At 62.7% G+C, this 14,255-nt stretch carries 14 protein-coding genes; 3 read left to right on the top strand and 11 right to left on the bottom strand.

The genetic code is table 11. The annotated features are described in order from the left end of the window. Window positions 1-28 precede the first annotated feature (28 nt). Window positions 29-1,975 carry an FTR1 family iron permease gene (locus RBI05_RS12690; protein ID WP_310551366.1) on the top strand — a complete coding sequence of 649 codons (1,947 nt, stop codon included), beginning with the start codon at window positions 29-31 and terminating at the stop codon, window positions 1,973-1,975. A 174-nt stretch (window positions 1,976-2,149) separates the two neighbouring features. Here RBI05_RS12690 and RBI05_RS12685 read toward each other — a convergent pair whose 3' ends face one another. Next, complete coding sequence (locus RBI05_RS12685) at window positions 2,150-3,028, bottom strand: phosphotransferase family protein (protein WP_310551365.1); 879 nt, start codon at window positions 3,026-3,028, stop codon at window positions 2,150-2,152. Window positions 3,029-3,250: 222 nt separating this feature from the next. Between RBI05_RS12685 and nagA the strand changes: the two genes are divergently transcribed. Further along, window positions 3,251-4,429, top strand: a complete 1,179-nt coding sequence (nagA, locus tag RBI05_RS12680) for an N-acetylglucosamine-6-phosphate deacetylase (protein WP_310551437.1) — start codon at window positions 3,251-3,253, stop codon at window positions 4,427-4,429. A gap of 71 nt (window positions 4,430-4,500) precedes the next feature. On the opposite strand, the gene RBI05_RS12675 is transcribed toward nagA, so the two are convergent. Then, window positions 4,501-5,406, bottom strand: a complete 906-nt coding sequence (locus RBI05_RS12675; RefSeq protein ID WP_310551364.1) for a YhcN/YlaJ family sporulation lipoprotein — start codon at window positions 5,404-5,406, stop codon at window positions 4,501-4,503. 189 nt (window positions 5,407-5,595) lie between these two features. Between RBI05_RS12675 and RBI05_RS12670 the strand changes: the two genes are divergently transcribed. Continuing rightward, on the top strand, window positions 5,596-6,675 hold the full coding sequence (locus RBI05_RS12670; RefSeq protein ID WP_310551363.1) for a glycosyltransferase family 4 protein: 1,080 nt from the start codon (window positions 5,596-5,598) through the stop codon (window positions 6,673-6,675). A 266-nt stretch (window positions 6,676-6,941) separates the two neighbouring features. Here RBI05_RS12670 and RBI05_RS12665 read toward each other — a convergent pair whose 3' ends face one another. From RBI05_RS12665 to RBI05_RS12625, 9 genes are all read right to left on the bottom strand, one after another. After that, window positions 6,942-7,985, bottom strand: coding sequence for a glycosyltransferase family 4 protein (locus RBI05_RS12665; protein ID WP_310551362.1), 1,044 nt, complete (start codon window positions 7,983-7,985; stop codon window positions 6,942-6,944). Further along, entirely contained in the window at window positions 7,961-8,710 is a 750-nt protein-coding gene (locus tag RBI05_RS12660; RefSeq protein ID WP_310551361.1) for a glycosyltransferase family 2 protein, read from the bottom strand. Before RBI05_RS12660 ends, RBI05_RS12665 begins: the two co-directional genes overlap by 25 nt. Then, window positions 8,707-9,288: a class I SAM-dependent methyltransferase gene (locus RBI05_RS12655; protein ID WP_150459895.1), complete on the bottom strand. Its 582-nt coding sequence runs from the start codon at window positions 9,286-9,288 to the stop codon at window positions 8,707-8,709. Before RBI05_RS12655 ends, RBI05_RS12660 begins: the two co-directional genes overlap by 4 nt. 47 nt (window positions 9,289-9,335) lie before the next feature. Beyond that, window positions 9,336-10,052 (bottom strand): glycosyltransferase, encoded by a 717-nt coding sequence (locus tag RBI05_RS12650; protein ID WP_150459896.1) that lies wholly within the window; start codon window positions 10,050-10,052, stop codon window positions 9,336-9,338. Next, entirely contained in the window at window positions 10,049-11,074 is a 1,026-nt protein-coding gene (locus RBI05_RS12645; protein WP_310551360.1) for an NAD-dependent epimerase/dehydratase family protein, read from the bottom strand. The genes RBI05_RS12650 and RBI05_RS12645 overlap by 4 nt, the downstream gene beginning before the upstream one ends. Further along, window positions 11,071-11,913, bottom strand: a complete 843-nt coding sequence (locus tag RBI05_RS12640; protein ID WP_310551359.1) for a sugar nucleotide-binding protein — start codon at window positions 11,911-11,913, stop codon at window positions 11,071-11,073. Before RBI05_RS12640 ends, RBI05_RS12645 begins: the two co-directional genes overlap by 4 nt. After that, window positions 11,910-12,896, bottom strand: coding sequence for a polysaccharide biosynthesis protein (locus RBI05_RS12635; protein ID WP_310551358.1), 987 nt, complete (start codon window positions 12,894-12,896; stop codon window positions 11,910-11,912). Before RBI05_RS12635 ends, RBI05_RS12640 begins: the two co-directional genes overlap by 4 nt. After that, a complete protein-coding gene (gene wecB / locus RBI05_RS12630) occupies window positions 12,886-13,980 on the bottom strand; it encodes a non-hydrolyzing UDP-N-acetylglucosamine 2-epimerase (protein ID WP_150459900.1) in 1,095 nt (364 codons plus the stop codon). The genes RBI05_RS12635 and wecB overlap by 11 nt, the downstream gene beginning before the upstream one ends. Window positions 13,981-14,032: 52 nt before the next feature. Beyond that, on the bottom strand, window positions 14,033-14,255 hold a 223-nt coding region (locus RBI05_RS12625; RefSeq protein ID WP_310551357.1), incomplete at its 5' end, for a hypothetical protein.

The following is a 14,255-nucleotide window of genomic DNA, read 5'->3' as shown; positions in this document are numbered from 1 at the left end:
TACTCTGGCTTACGGAAGGGGCATCCCGATGATTTATACCTCACTCAAGCGCCGCCTCCAGGCCGGCGCGCTGGTAGCCGCGCTGACCGCCGGCGCGCTTCTGGCTGCGCCGGGAACCGCTGCGGCGGAAGCGGCGCCGGGCAGGCAGCCTGCGGCGGCTTCAGCCCAGACTGCTGCCGGACTTCCGCCTGCCGGCAGCGCGGACCGATCCGCGGCCGCCCAGGCGGCGCAGGCGCGGCTCGACGCGCTGTTCCCGCCGGTCGGCAGCGCGCTCGTGGCCGCAGGCGGCGGCGAGTGGAACGAGGCCGCCGCCGATCTTGCAACCTTCGCCGGCCTCTGGGGCGAGGCGAAGGCCCAAGCGGACCCGGCCCACGCCGGTCTGGCCGGGGAAGTGGACGCCGCGCTCGAAGCGGCGTCGTCCGCTCTGGCGGCGGGCGGCGGTCCGGCCGCCCGCCAAGCGCTGTCCACGCTCGCCGGAGCCGTGGACGCCTACGCCAGTGCCGCCGCTGCGCCCGGCGGCGAAGAGACGGCCGCCGCCGGGCCGAAAGCGGCGGCCGGGCTGCTTCCCGCGGCCGGGCAGGCGCGGGACGCGGCGCGCGCCGCCGACTGGGACGCGGCGGAGGCGGCGTACCGCAGCCTCGTCGACGGCTGGGCGCCGGTGGAGCGCGCCGTCCGCCAGGACAATGCTGCGGTCTACGGCCAGCTCGAGACGAAGATGAGCCTGCTGCGGATCGCGCTTCAGGCCGAGCCTGTCCGGGCGGAGGCCGCATTGGCGGAAGCGGAAGCGCTCCGCGGCCTGCTGGAGAGCTACAGCAAGGGGCTGAAGCCTTCCGCCGCGGAGACGGAAGTCGGCCGGTCTTCCGCCGCTTCCATTGAAGGGCTGATCGGCCATCTGGATCAGGCGATTACGGATGCCGAAGCCGGCCGGGCAGCCGAAGCGGCCGCTTCCGTGGAGCGGTTCATTGCCGATTGGCCGTCTGTCGAGGGCCGCGTACAAATCTCTTCGCCTTCGGCTTACACTCGCCTCGAGAATGAGAGCGCCGAAGCGGCCGGCTACCTGCTGTCCGATCCGCCCAAGCTGGACCGGGCGCTGGCCACGATGAAGACGACGCGCGATGAACTGGCCCCTCTGTCCGGCGAGGCCCGGTATACGTTCTGGGATGCGGCGCTCGTGCTGCTGCGCGAAGGGCTGGAGGCGATTCTGGTTCTGGCCGCCATGCTCGCCTTCGCGAGACGCAGCGGCCGTCCTGCGGCTGCGCGCTGGGTATGGTCCGGAGCGGCCGCCGGTCTGGCGGCCAGTCTGGCGCTGGCCTCGGGGCTGACCCTCCTGGTCGCATCCGCTGCCGCCGGAGGAGCCCGGGAAGCGATCGAAGGCTACGTTGGCCTCGCCGCAGTCGTGATGATGCTGGCCGTCGGCCGCTGGCTGCACGGCAAGTCCGGCACTGCGGCATGGAACCGCTATGTCGGCAGCCGCATGGAAGGGGCGCTGGCCGGCGGCAGCCTGTGGACCGTCTTCGGCGTTACCCTGCTGGCCGTCCTTCGCGAAGGGGCCGAGACGGCGATCTTCTATGCCGGAATGGCGCCTTCGATGGACCTCTCCCAGATGCTGCTTGGCATCGTCCTGGCGCTTGCGCTGCTCGGGGCAGCCGGCTATGCGATTCTGGCGCTGAGCGCCCGGCTGCCGATTGGCGCCTTCTTCCGGACCGCCGCACTGCTGATCTACTATCTCGTCTTCCGCTTCCTCGGGGAGAGCATCCATGCGCTTCAGGTGGCCGGACATGCGCCGGCCCATGTCTCGGACTCGCTTCCGGTCGTCGGCTGGCTCGGTCTGTACCCGACCTGGGAGACGGCGATTCCCCAGGCCGCCCTGCTTCTGCTCCTGTTCGGAGAATCGCTGCTTCGGAGACGGGCGGAACGGGCACGCCGGACGGCAGCGGACGCCTCGCAGGCCCGGAGCCTGGACCCGGGCGCATAGATAACGGCGGGTACGCCAATAAGACGTTTCTCCTGTTCGCCGGAGAAACGTCTTATTGGATTTCAGGTTCCGGACTTTATCTTTCAGACCTCTTATTTCAGACTTTATCTTTCAGACCTTATCTTTCAGACCTTAGCTTCCAGGCTTCATCTTCCTGGCTTCATCTTCCTGGCTTCAGACTCCTTCTTCGCCCGCATTATCTCCGCCGATCTTCGAGCGGATGAACGCGATCAGCCGCTGCTTCTCTTCCTCCGAGATGGCGTCCGCGTTCAGCTTGCGGGCAGCTATGGGCAGCAGCCAAGGCTCCGTCTCCGCGCGCGAAATCCCGCCGCAGGCTTCGTATTCCTCATGGAACTGGTCGATCATCTCTTCCCGCACGGCATCGAACTGACGGTGCGCTTCCTCCGGCAGGAACGGGGGCAGAACCGCGTACCGGATCATGACCACATATTCGGCCAGATCTCCTCCGGGATGGCCGCAGGAAGCATCCATCCAGTCGATGATCACGGGACGGCCTTCCGGCGGAAGCAGAATGTTACCCGGGTTCGGGTCCCCATGGCAAAAGCGGTCCGAATCGGGAAGCGCTCTCAATTCCTCCAGCACGCGTTCCTTCTCCGCATCCGTCAAATAGGGGGCATTTCGGATGGCGAAGGCGAAATTCTCTTTCTGCGAAGCCAGACCTTGCGGAGCGGGAACGCGGTGCAGCTCGGCCAGCAGCCTTGCCGTTATTCGCCAGCCCTCGTAATCGGGTACAGCTTCATCGTATCCCGGTGCTTTCTCCTTGCTCCATGCCCCGAACAGACGCTCGATCAGCGGCTGGCCTTGGATATAATCCGAAATGATCCCCGGTCTCCCGTCGGTCTCCAGCAGTTCATAGGGCCTGGGCACAGACAGCCCCTGGTTCCACGCCTGCTGCTGATTGCGGTATTCTCTTTCCATGGCCCAACGGCTCGTATTGCTCTTGGCCAGCTTGATAATGGTCCGCCCGGGTTCCCAGACGCGGACCTCCGCACAGCCTCCTTCTCCAATGCTTCTTCCCGGTTCCGGATTCATACCGATCCCCCCCTGCCTGATACGTAATGGCCCTCCTGCCCGGAACGTCCGGATTACGGGGAGCCTTGATACCAAGCTATATTAGGAGGTTGCTTTTCGCTTGTCAATGAAGCTTTTATCCGCCTCGGTTGTATTCCGTTATCCGATCCGATATATTCGGCACAAGGAGGAGAGCCTATGAATTCCTATCCATTAAACGGCGGTACAAATGCCTTGTCCCGAATGCCGGCAGAGGAAGGAGCCCTGCTGCGCGGACAGGTGCTGACACCCGGCGGCCTTGTCGAGAGCGGGGCCGTGGCGTTTCAGGGAAGCCGAATCCTCTTTGCCGGCAAGGCCGAAGAGCTCCCCCCGGTCTGCCGGAACTGGCCGGATGCGGCCGCATGCCGGAACGGGCTTATTGTTCCCGGCTTCGTGGATGTTCATGTCCACGGCGGAGCCGGGCATGATTTCATGTCCGCCGGTCAGCAGGAACTTGAAGAGATTGCCGCCTTCCATGCCTCGATGGGCACCACCACGCTCCTTGCTACCACCATGACCGCCCCGAAGGATGCCCTGGATACCGTTCTTGCCGGAGTCGCCGCTTGCCGGAACGGCGGCAGTCCCTTGGCAGCCGTCATCGCCGGCGTACATCTGGAAGGACCGTTCATCCATCCCGACTGGGCCGGCGCCCAGAACCCCGCGCATATTTCGCTTGCGCGTCTGGACTGGCTGGAGGAATGGGAGCGAAGACACCCGGGACTCATCCGGCAGGTCACCCTTGCCCCCGAACGGGAAGGCGCGCTGGAGGCGATTGCCTGGCTGCGCCGGCAGGGCATTACAGCTGCGCTCGGTCATACCGGTGCTTCCTATGAAGAAGTCCTGGCCGCTGCCGACGCCGGGCTGAACCATGCGGTCCATACGTTCAATGCCATGACGCCGCTGCATCACCGCAGCCCCGGCGCAGCAGGCGCTGTTCTCGCCGATCCGCGCATTCGGGCAGAAGTCATTGCCGACGGCATTCATGTGCATCCGGCAGCCATTCGCATCCTGGCCAGAATGAAAGGGCCCGAAAGCCTGCTGCTTGTTACCGATGCCATGGCGGCAGCCGGCCTGCCCGACGGCGAATATGCCATCGGCGATCTGCCTGTTCGGGTCAGGAACGGAGTCGCCCGGCTGCGCGATGGAAGCGGCACGCTGGCCGGCAGTACGCTGACTATGATTCGCGGCTTCCGCTATCTGGTGCGGGAGGCAGGCCTTTCGCTTCGGGACGCTTCCCTGGCGGCCAGCCTCAACCCGGCTGCATCGCTCGGCCTCGATCATGACATCGGCTCTATCGAAGCAGGCAAACGCGCCGATCTGGTGCTGCTGGATGAAGAGCTTGAACTGAAGAACGTGTGGATCGGAGGATGCTCCCTTCCATAAAAAAGGTTCCCGCTTGTACGGGAACCTGGAACCCTTTTATCGGGTGTCTTCAATGGACTTGAGATCCCTTCCTATTCCCGGGTAGGGAAGATCCGTTCCACCAGCGTACGGAATTCATTCGCGAAGCCCGATAACGGATGGCCGCCGCGGGCCTGATCCGCATAGCCGTTCACCCGTTCCACAAAATCGGGGTTAGCCGAAACATAGACGGACCCGATGTTGCTGTCGTAGCTGCGGACCGTCTCGGCAATCCGGTTCTTCAACTCTTTGTTCACCGTATCCCCGCGGCCGGTTCCCATGCTGTGGTAGCCCCGTCCCGATTCGACTGTGCCTGTACCGTTCAGCAGATCTCCGGCTCCTCCGGCGGGCCCCGTTCCGTCCGTTCCAGTCATGCCGTTCATGTAACCTCCGCTGCCGTTCATTCCACCGCCGAGTCCGCCTCCGCGGCTGCCGCCAGTACCCGGAGTTCCGGTCATACTCCGGCCGTCATCGGTCAGATGAGCGCCGGCCGAGCTGCGCGGCTTATAGAGAGTGCCGCTGCCGGTACCGTATCCGGTGCCGTTGCCCGTCCCGTAACCGCTGCTTCCCGGACTCAGATTCGTGCCGCGCATGGTCGTTCCGCGGTCCAATGCGCCATTGCCGGAACGGCGGGAGTTGCCGGAGTTCTCATCGGCCGTCACAGCCACATAAGCCGTTCGTCCGGCCATGAGCACATGGGCTGAGCGAACCCCGGGAATTGCCGATACCCGGTCGGACAGCTCCCGGTCCATTTTCAGGTTGGCGATGTTGTGAATGCCTTGGGCCGAACGGGTCTGAAAGCGCCCCTGATTGGAAGTTCCCTCCGTACTGTTCGTCTTGACACTGTTCGTCTTCATACCCGCGTCATTCTTCGATCCGTTGCCGCCGCATCCGGCGAGGGTTGCGGTTCCCAGGAGCAGCGCGGCCGCGAGAGTCATGCCAATTCGGGAATGCTGCATAATCATCCTCCATCCCTTATAAATAAGATCATGGCAATAAAGCCGGTGAACAAGCTTAGAATGACCGTCATCCTGCTCTTGTATCCCAAAAAATATTGGAACTCCTGCGCCGCTCCTCACCATCCATTCCGGCGCTGCGTATGCTGTAGACGGCAGGATTTACCCGCGATCCGACGGGAGGAGAACAACATGAAGGTTCTGTTCATTTTCTATATCGCGAGCGGAGGCGTGGAGACCCTTAACCGGCTTCGCTGCGTCAGTCTGCCTCAAGTCGGCATTGAAGCCCATACCCTCTATCTGCTGCCCGGGGGGAACGCCCCGGAGCCAGGCTCCTGTCCCTATCCCGTCTTCTTCGGTTCGGATGACGCTCTGCTGTCTGACCTGCTGGCCCGCGAGCAGTACGACGCCATCATCGTCACCTCGGACTACAGGATAACCGAAAGACTGCGGAGACTCGGGTACGGCGGCATTCTGATCTATGAAGCCCAGGGATTCGGAGCTCCGGCGGATGCCGAGGTCGCCGTCCAGCTCGCCGCCCCCTACGTGCAGGCTTACTGCGATGCGCTCCTGTTCCCGCCGACCTATCACTTGTTTGATCTCTTCAACCGCTATTTGCCCGGTGTACACCGGTACATCATTGCCAACATGCTGGACGTCGAACGCTTCCGTTATGTGCCGGGAGAGCGGCCCCGCGATCCCGTGCTCGCCTGGGTGGGCCGCCTGGAGCCGAACAAGAACTGGCGAGAGCTGCTGGCGGTCGCTTCAGCGCTCCGCTCCCGCGTGCCTGATCTGCATCTGTGGATGTTCCATGATCCGAAGCTTGCGGCGGACGGCGAGAACGAACGGTTCCGCCAGGCTCTGGCAGAGAGCGGCATGGGCGACCGCCTCGCCGAGTTCATCCGGATACCGAATTCCGGCATGCCCCATTATTATTCCCGCGTAGCCGACTCCGGGGGATTTCTGCTCTCGACTTCAGTCATGGAAGGCTTCGGTTATGCGGTAGCTGAGGCCATTCTGTGCGGCTGCCCGGTGCTCAGCACCGACTCCGACGGCGTGCGAAGCTTCATCGAACATGACTGTACCGGCAAATTCTATCCGCTCGGGGATATTCAGGCCGCCGTGGCCCAAGGGACGGAACTCATTGCCAATCACGGGCTCCGCGAAAGGATTGCGCGCGAAGGTCCCGCCAGACTGGCAGCGGGCTTTCATCCCGCGCGGTATGCGAATTCTTTTCGGGAGATGATGAATTCCTTCGGGATTTTCACTTAGCCCGCCGGGATTACGCCGGTTATTCAGCATTCTGGAAAAGCCAAAACGCAAAGCGGCCGTCCAAGAAGAAGCTTCCTGGAACGGCCGTTTTTATTTTTTTCCAAACAGATTACAATAACCGGTTCCGACAAACCTCATTGACTCGAAGAAAACACCCTCAGGGTTGCCACCTGTCATTGAACAGACCGCTTCTCCTGAGGGTGTCTTGGTTCTTCTTCCTGCAACGGAAGCAGTCTGCTACATATGGGATAAGGACCAATAGTCCCTTACCCCCCAGACTCTTCTTCCAGCACCTGCAGCAAGCCTCGCTCGAACAAGTCTGCGCTCCGCTCCCAAGTGAAACGCCGGGAATCCCGCTCCCCTCTGGCGGCAAGCTCGCTGCGCAGCCCCGGCTGCTCCAGCAGACGAAGCACGTCGGCGCCAAGCCGTTCCTCATAGCGGTAGGACATGAGGCAGTTGCGCCGGGTATGGCTGTACTCCAGATTGCCGCCCGAGTAGACGCAGACCAGCGCAGCGCCGCACCGCATGGCCTCCAGTCCCGGCAAAGAACCGGAGTCGTACGTGCTCGCGCTCACGAAGATATGGCTCTCGTTGTAGTGATAGCAGAGCTCCCGGTCATCGGCAGGCGTCCTTACCGTGAAGCTCTCCTCCCTGCTGAGCGCTTGAAGTTCCGGAGACTCCGCCAGTTCCCCCGGAGGCATCATCAGCATGACCTCGGTGTCGGGCCGGGTATGCTTGATCCGTCGCAGTTCCCGGAGCAGATATTCCTGCTCCCGGTGTCCGGAGAATCCGCCCTCGGGCCTCCGGACAATAGCCGAGACGGTCAGCCGCCGTCCCGGCTGAGTGCGCAATCCCAGATTGGTGAAGAGGCCGTCTACGCCTATGGGAACAATCCGTCCCTTGATGCCGTGGTGAAGCCGGACAATCTCCTGCTGCCAGCGAGAGAGCACGAATAAATGCGGCGTGGCATGGTAGGAAGCGAAGGAACGGGTATTGTCCGGCAGGAAGACGGGCTCGTAGCAGAGAGCTAGCCGGGCGTGAACGCCTTTGCCGGCCGCAGCTGCGCTTTCCGCCAGCGGCACGGTGGTATAGAAATTGGAGACGATGAGATCCGCCTTGGGGAAATCCTCGGCCTTCAGCGCTCCGTCCGTGACCCGAATCGGGCTGGATACCGGATACTCCACCACTCCTTGAGGGGGCATGAGCAGAATCACCTCATGCCCTCTGTACGACAGACGGTTCGTAAGCTCAGCCAGCATGCGCTGGGCTCCGCCCCGGCACAGTGTCAGAACCGGAAAGACGATCCGCATGCGTATCCCTCCCTGCGCAGCAGCCGGCTTAAGGCCCGGCGGTATTTCTGCTGGATCATGCCGATTTCAGCGGCCTGCTCGCTTCCGTGCCGCTTCGAGCCCATTTCGGAATGCACCCGGTAATCCAGAAGCGGAACCGGGATGTACTCCCACTCGTAATGCGGCAGCACGCGGAGCCAGAGCTCGTAATCATGGGTATAGCGAAAGCGCTCGTCGAAGAGTCCGACTCTCCGGAAGAGCTCCATGTCCATCAGCACGCTGCTCCCATTGACCGGGCAGCCCTTCATCAGCGTGGCAATCAGTTCCTTCCGGTCGCGATAAGCAAGGATAACCTCCCCTTCGGGAAGCCTGTTGCCGTTCCCGTCGATATAGGCGTATCCGGTGTGGCAAAAGCGCCGTCCCGAACGGTGCAAGGCGTCCAGCTGGGCCGCAATTTTGCCGGGATGGAACCGGTCATCCGAACTGAGCCAGGCAAAATAGGAGCCCTTGGCCTCTTCAATTCCGCGGTTCAGGGCGGCGGCGGTCCCGCCGTTGACACTTCTGCGGATATACCGGATCCGGTCCAGATAAGGAGCCAGCTGCTCCGTATGCCGCTCCGAGGCGTCATCCACAACCAGAATCTCGATTGGAGCATAGGTCTGCCCGAGCACGCTCTCCACCGCCTGAACCGCATACGGGCAGTTGTAGAATGGAATGACGACGGACACCAGAGGCATTTCGTTCATGTCAGCACCTCCCTGCTCGCCAGTATGGCATCCACCGGCGGATGCTCCGCTCCGAATGAATCGAGAAACGCCAGGTTGGAAGCCGTATGAAACCCCTTCAGCACGGTAACCTCGAAGCCGAGCCGGAGGAAATCCTCCACCTCCCAGCCGCTTCGGTGCTCCTGATAGATCTCCCCCTTCAGATGATAGTAATCCGTATTCGATTGGGGAAAATAACCTCTTGGCGTGAATACCACCACCCGGCTTCTTGCCAGAGCAGCCGCTGCCTCCAGGAGGCGCATGCCTTCCTCCTTCGGAAAATGCTCCAGCGAATCAACGAAGGTTACCGCCGAGAAGGTCCGGGGCAGAAACAATCTCCCGATATCCGCTGCATTCGCGTTAACCGGAATAATATGCGGGGCTTCAAACTGCCGGTTCTCCAGATAAGGGCGGTGAATCTCCAGCGCAATGACCAGAGAAGCCTGATAGCGTTCCAGCAGCACGCCCGTACCGCATCCGATATCCAATATGCTGTCGCAGAATTTCAGCTGTTCCAGAAAGAGGGGCAGAAAGTCTTGGACGACGATCTCCCGGTACATGACGCATCCCTCCTCGCTTGCCTTCAGCAGCTGCCCGGGGACCGCCCTCACCCGCCTATGGCAGCGACGAGCTGCCGCAGCGGATCGGCATAGCGCGCCGCCGTGGCGGCGGCCTCTGCCAGAATCGTATCGTAATGGCGCAGCGTACCCATGCCGCTGTGACGCCGGTAGCCGGTCAGCGCCTGATTGAGCATGACGGGCGCGCATCCGCGGACGATGCATCGCAGCCACAGATCATAATCGTGGGTGAACGGAAGCGACTCATCGAAGCGTCCCACGGCGCCGAACAATTCCCGTCTCATCATGACCGTGCATCCGTTGATCGGATTGCCTTGAAGGAAGCAGCGCAGGTAATCGGCCGGATTCGAGAAGACGACGCTCGCGTTCATCTCCGTGCACTGGGAGTGCTCATTGATGTAGTGAAAATTCGTATAGGAGATCAGCAGGCCGTGCTGTTCCATGAACGCAGACTGGAATTTGAGCTTGTCGTGATAGAAGACATCGTCGGAGCTGAGCCAGGCGATATAGTCGCCGGAGGCCATCGAAATGCCGTGGTTAAGCGCCGACGCGGTGCCCCCGTTGGCTTTGCCCAGATAATGAATGCGGGATCGGTAGGGATCGATACGGTCCGCAAAAAGGGTGCTGCCGTCATCGACCACGATAATCTCGTAAGCCGGAAGAGATTGGGAGAGGGCGCTTTGCAGCGCCTCTCCGATATACGGACAATTGTAGAACGGGATAATAACGGATACCTTGGGGTTCATGGCTGCTCTTCCCTCCCGTTGTGTCGTTGAACCCATTGCCGCTGATAGTTAAGAAGATCCTCCAGCGATTGTTCCAGCGGAACCCGGGCCCCCCAGCCGAGACGGACGGCGGAAGCGGAGGAGTGTCCCGCAAATCCCGGGTCTTCTTCGGTCCCGGAAGGAGGGGGGCTGCCGGTGCGCGCTGCGTTGGAGAATTCTCCCGCTTCGCAGACGACCGGAACGTCAGCCTTCGAGAGTTTCAGCAGACCGTCCGCCATTTCCCCCAGCGTTCGTGATACGCCGCTGTCAATCCGGTAGACGGTGCCCGGCTCTCCCCCCTCCAGGATGGCGGCATAGGCACGGACGGCGTCGCGGACATCCAGGAAGTCCCGGCGCGCGCTGCGGGAAGAGATGGCAAACGCCGGCTGCGGACCTTCCGCCTCGCAGCGGGCGATATGGCCCGCCAGGAGCGAACAGAAGCCGGTCGACGGACCCGGGCCGATCAGATTGCACGGTTCGGCCACCCAGACCCGCCGGTGGAAGAGATCGCCCCAGGCCAGGCAAGCCCACTGTTCCAGCGTCTTGCTGAGACTGTAGGGATGCGGCGGCCCCTCTCCCGATTCCGGCCGGACTTTGAGCCGGGACCCCGCTACGAGCAGACGGGTCTCCGGCAGGAATTCCAAGGCTTCCAGCAGATAGACGGCGGCCATGACGTTGCTCTCCAGATAGCCTGCGGGATCGCGCCACGATTCGGGAACCGAGTTGCGGCCCGCCAGATGAAGAATATAGTCCGGTCTGGAGCGCTCCAGCAGCAGCCGGACACCCGCACGGTTCTGCAGATCGCAGACGGCCACGGACGCCCCGGGCGGCATCGGCGGAAACGGCGGCAGACCTCCGCTTCTCCGGGAAGCGGGCCGGCGGATGACGGCCGTTACCTCGGCGCCGAACGAAGCAAACAGCGCTGCGGCATGGCGGCCGCTGAAGCCGCCTGCGCCGGTAATCAGCACCCGCCGGCCCCGGAAGGACTCCTCCCCGCCGTTCATGCGTACCGCCGTCCGGAGTTCTTCATCCAGGCCGCCAGTTCCTCCAGCATCTCGGGGTAAGACGGCAGCTTGAAGACGGCATCCGGACGGGTCGCGGCCAGCGTCCGGTCCTGTACCGGCCCGTCGTCGGGAACGATGGAGATCTCTTTCAGCCCGAACGCCGCCTGCATCGCCAGCAGCAACTCATATTTGCTGAGCGGATGCGGATGCGCAAGATGGATCAGCCCGGATACGGGAGAGTCCAGCATGGTCTCCGCCGCCTTGGCTAGCTCCAGCGTGGTCACTCCGTTCCACAGAACCCGGCGGTAGCCCGGAACGTTGCCCCGCTGCGAGAGGAGCCAGCCCATCAGGCCGATGCCGCCCTGCCGGATCTCGGGCCCGATGATCGAGGTGCGGATGGTCAAATGTCCCGGTTCGCGGACTTCGCCCAATTTCTTGGTAACGGCATACGCCGAGGTTCCGTCCGGAATGTCGTCCTCCGTGTACGATCCCCGCGTGCCTTCAAATACACAGTCCGTGCTGATATGGATCAGCCGGGCTCCCGCCGCATCCGCCGCCCGCCGCAGCCGGTGGGGGAGGAAGCCGTTGATATGGTAGGCATCGATCAGCCGCTGCTCGGCGCTCTGATTCAGGACGCCGAGCGCGTTAAGGATGACCTGGGGAGCCACAAGCGAGACCGCGCGCTCGACCGCCGCCGTATCGTCCGCATCGAGCAGCAGCCCTTCCGCATCTCCGCGGTCCCGGGTCGTGTAGAATACGCTGTACCGCCCCCGGCTCCGGAAATAATCGACCAGCATATGCCCCGCCATGCCGTTCCCGCCGAGAATGAGCAGCTTCATTGCAGGAATCCTCCCCGGATCAGAATGTCCCGGATCTCCTGCGGATTCATCAGATTGTTCTCGGAGCTGAAGCTGCTGAACGAGACCGGGGCGTAGCCGCTGTAACGGGTTTTGAGATGCGGCATATCCAGCGTCGGAAGAATGACCAGATACTGGCTGTCGTAGACGATGGTCGTCTGGCTCTCGAAATCGCTCATCAGAATTTCATGGATCTTCTCGCCGGGCCGGATGCCCGTCTGGGTAATCTGCACATCCGGCTTGCCGGAGGCCTCGATCAGCACCTGGGCCAGATCGACGATCCGGCAGGTCGGCATCGTCATCACGAAGATTTCGCCGCCGACGCTGACCTCGGAGGCTTTGAACAGCAGGGAGATCGCGTCGCGGAGCGTCAGGAAGAAGCGGGTCATTTTGAAATCGGTAATGCGCACTTCGGATTTGTCCTGAATCTGCTTCTTGAACAGATGGATCACGCTGCCGTTCGTTCCCAGCACATTCCCGCCCCGCACCGTGACGAACTTCGTCTCCGAGCCGAGCAGGTTGGCATACACGATCAGCTTCTCGCCGATCGCTTTGGTCATCCCGTAGAAGTTGGAGGGATTGGCCGCCTTGTCGGTAGAGATATAAATGACCTTCTTGACCTTGCCGGCCACGGCTGCCTCAATGACATTCTGGGTGCCGACGACATTCGTCTTGAGCGCTTCATAGGGCTGATCCTCGCATACCGGCACATGCTTCAGCGCCGCCAGGTGAAAGACATAGTCGACGCCCCGGCAGGCCATAGTCAACGCTTCGCGGTCCCGGATATCCCCGATGACGAAGCTCAGGCGGCTGTCCTCGAATTCCCGGCTCATCGCCACCTGGGCGGATTCGCTGCGCGAGAAGATAATAATTTCCTCCGGATTCTGCGGCAGCAACTGGCGGATCAGCTCATGCCCCCAGGAACCGGTGCCGCCGGTGACCAAAATCCTCTGATTATTGAACATGCAGGTTCCCTCCAAGCACAAATTTGACTACCTTCAAGGAGACATCCCGGTCCTTGTAGCCCTCCGGCGCTTCCCAGTCCCGGCTGACCGATGTCATAAGCCGGACGCAGCGGGCAATGGCTCCGGCTTCCACGCCGGAGACCACATTGCTCCCGCAGTCGACGGTCTCGGGCCGCTCGGTCGTCCGCCGGATGGTTACGGTCGGCACATTCATCAGACAGCATTCCTCCTGAACCGTGCCGCTGTCGGTGATCGCGCAGCGGGCGTCCCGCTCCAGCGCCACGAAATCAAAGAAGCCGAACGGTTCATGAAATTCAACCAGCGGGTGCATGGCAAGCGCCGGCTCCGCATCCAGCCGGGACCTCGTCCGGGGGTGAATGCTGCAGATCAGCCGGCGCCCCGACTCCTCGGCCACCCGGTTGAGTCCCTCCAGAATCTGCTTCAGGGATTCAGGGCGGTCGACGTTCTCCGCGCGGTGCGCGGTGACGAGATAATAGTCGTCGGCCTTCAGGCCCAGCCGGGCCAGCACATCGCTGCCGGCAATCTGCGGCGCATAATGCCGCATGACTTCATAGATCGGATTGCCGGTCAGCACAATCCGGCGGCTGGGATAACCCTCGGCGACCAGATGCTTCTTGCTCTGGGGCGTGTACGGCATGTTGATCGTCGAGACGGCGTCAATCACGCGCCGGTTCTTCTCCTCCGGCACCTCCAGGTCGTAGCAGCGGTTCCCCGCTTCCATGTGAAGCACCGGGATGCCCATCCGCTCGGCGAGAATCGCGCAGAGCGCGCTGTTCGTATCCCCGAGCAGCAGGACGCGGTCGGGCCGCTCCCGTTCGAGAATCGGCTCCAGTCCGCCGAACATGGCGGCCATCTGTCCGCCGAGTCCGGACTGCCGGTCCTGCAAGATGTAGTCCGGTTGGCGAAGTCCCAGTTCCGTGAAGAAGATGCCGCTCAGCGAAGCGGCGAAGTTCTGGCCGGTGTGCACCAGAATATGACGGTCCGCATAGCGGTCAAGGAGCGGAATAATGACGCTCAAGCGGATGATCTCGGGCCGTGTGCCCAATATCGTCATTACTTTCATAGGTCACTCTCCTGCCATAATAGAAATCGGGCGGCTCCGGCGCAGAAGTCCGCTAGACCGACGCCCGGGCGGAGCGCTTGCGGCTTCTGCGCTTGCGTCCGCCGCCGCGGGCGCTTCGCGCCGCGATGCGGCGGGCCTTGCCGGCGCCTCTGCGCCGCCGCACCGCCGTCCGGGTCCGGCGGCTCTGGCGCCCGGCCTTGCGGCGGACCGCCCGGCTGCGGCGCCGCTTCCCGCGGCCCAGCTTGCCCCGGCGCAGCTTGCCCCGGCGCAGCCGG

Source organism: Paenibacillus glufosinatiresistens, from assembly GCF_031470375.1.
In the GTDB taxonomy this organism is placed as follows: domain Bacteria; phylum Bacillota; class Bacilli; order Paenibacillales; family Paenibacillaceae; genus Paenibacillus_AQ; species Paenibacillus_AQ glufosinatiresistens.
This window is presented reverse-complemented; position numbering and strand designations above follow the sequence as displayed.

Bases quoted from the DNA above. Each gene is read 5' to 3' on its own strand.
- RBI05_RS12640 (WP_310551359.1), bottom strand. From the start codon at position 11,913: ATGAAGCTGCTCATTCTCGGCGGGAACGGCATGGCGGGGCATATGCTG.
- wecB (WP_150459900.1), bottom strand. From the start codon at position 13,980: ATGAAAGTAATGACGATATTGGGCACACGGCCCGAGATCATCCGCTTG.
- RBI05_RS12635 (WP_310551358.1), bottom strand. From the start codon at position 12,896: ATGTTCAATAATCAGAGGATTTTGGTCACCGGCGGCACCGGTTCCTGG.
- RBI05_RS12675 (WP_310551364.1), bottom strand. From the start codon at position 5,406: ATGCAGCATTCCCGAATTGGCATGACTCTCGCGGCCGCGCTGCTCCTG.
- RBI05_RS12685 (WP_310551365.1), bottom strand. From the start codon at position 3,028: ATGAATCCGGAACCGGGAAGAAGCATTGGAGAAGGAGGCTGTGCGGAG.
- RBI05_RS12690 (WP_310551366.1), top strand. From the start codon at position 29: ATGATTTATACCTCACTCAAGCGCCGCCTCCAGGCCGGCGCGCTGGTA.
- RBI05_RS12665 (WP_310551362.1), bottom strand. From the start codon at position 7,985: ATGCGGATCGTCTTTCCGGTTCTGACACTGTGCCGGGGCGGAGCCCAG.
- RBI05_RS12670 (WP_310551363.1), top strand. From the start codon at position 5,596: ATGAAGGTTCTGTTCATTTTCTATATCGCGAGCGGAGGCGTGGAGACC.
- RBI05_RS12660 (WP_310551361.1), bottom strand. From the start codon at position 8,710: ATGAACGAAATGCCTCTGGTGTCCGTCGTCATTCCATTCTACAACTGC.
- RBI05_RS12655 (WP_150459895.1), bottom strand. From the start codon at position 9,288: ATGTACCGGGAGATCGTCGTCCAAGACTTTCTGCCCCTCTTTCTGGAA.
- nagA (WP_310551437.1), top strand. From the start codon at position 3,251: ATGCCGGCAGAGGAAGGAGCCCTGCTGCGCGGACAGGTGCTGACACCC.
- RBI05_RS12650 (WP_150459896.1), bottom strand. From the start codon at position 10,052: ATGAACCCCAAGGTATCCGTTATTATCCCGTTCTACAATTGTCCGTAT.
- RBI05_RS12645 (WP_310551360.1), bottom strand. From the start codon at position 11,074: ATGAACGGCGGGGAGGAGTCCTTCCGGGGCCGGCGGGTGCTGATTACC.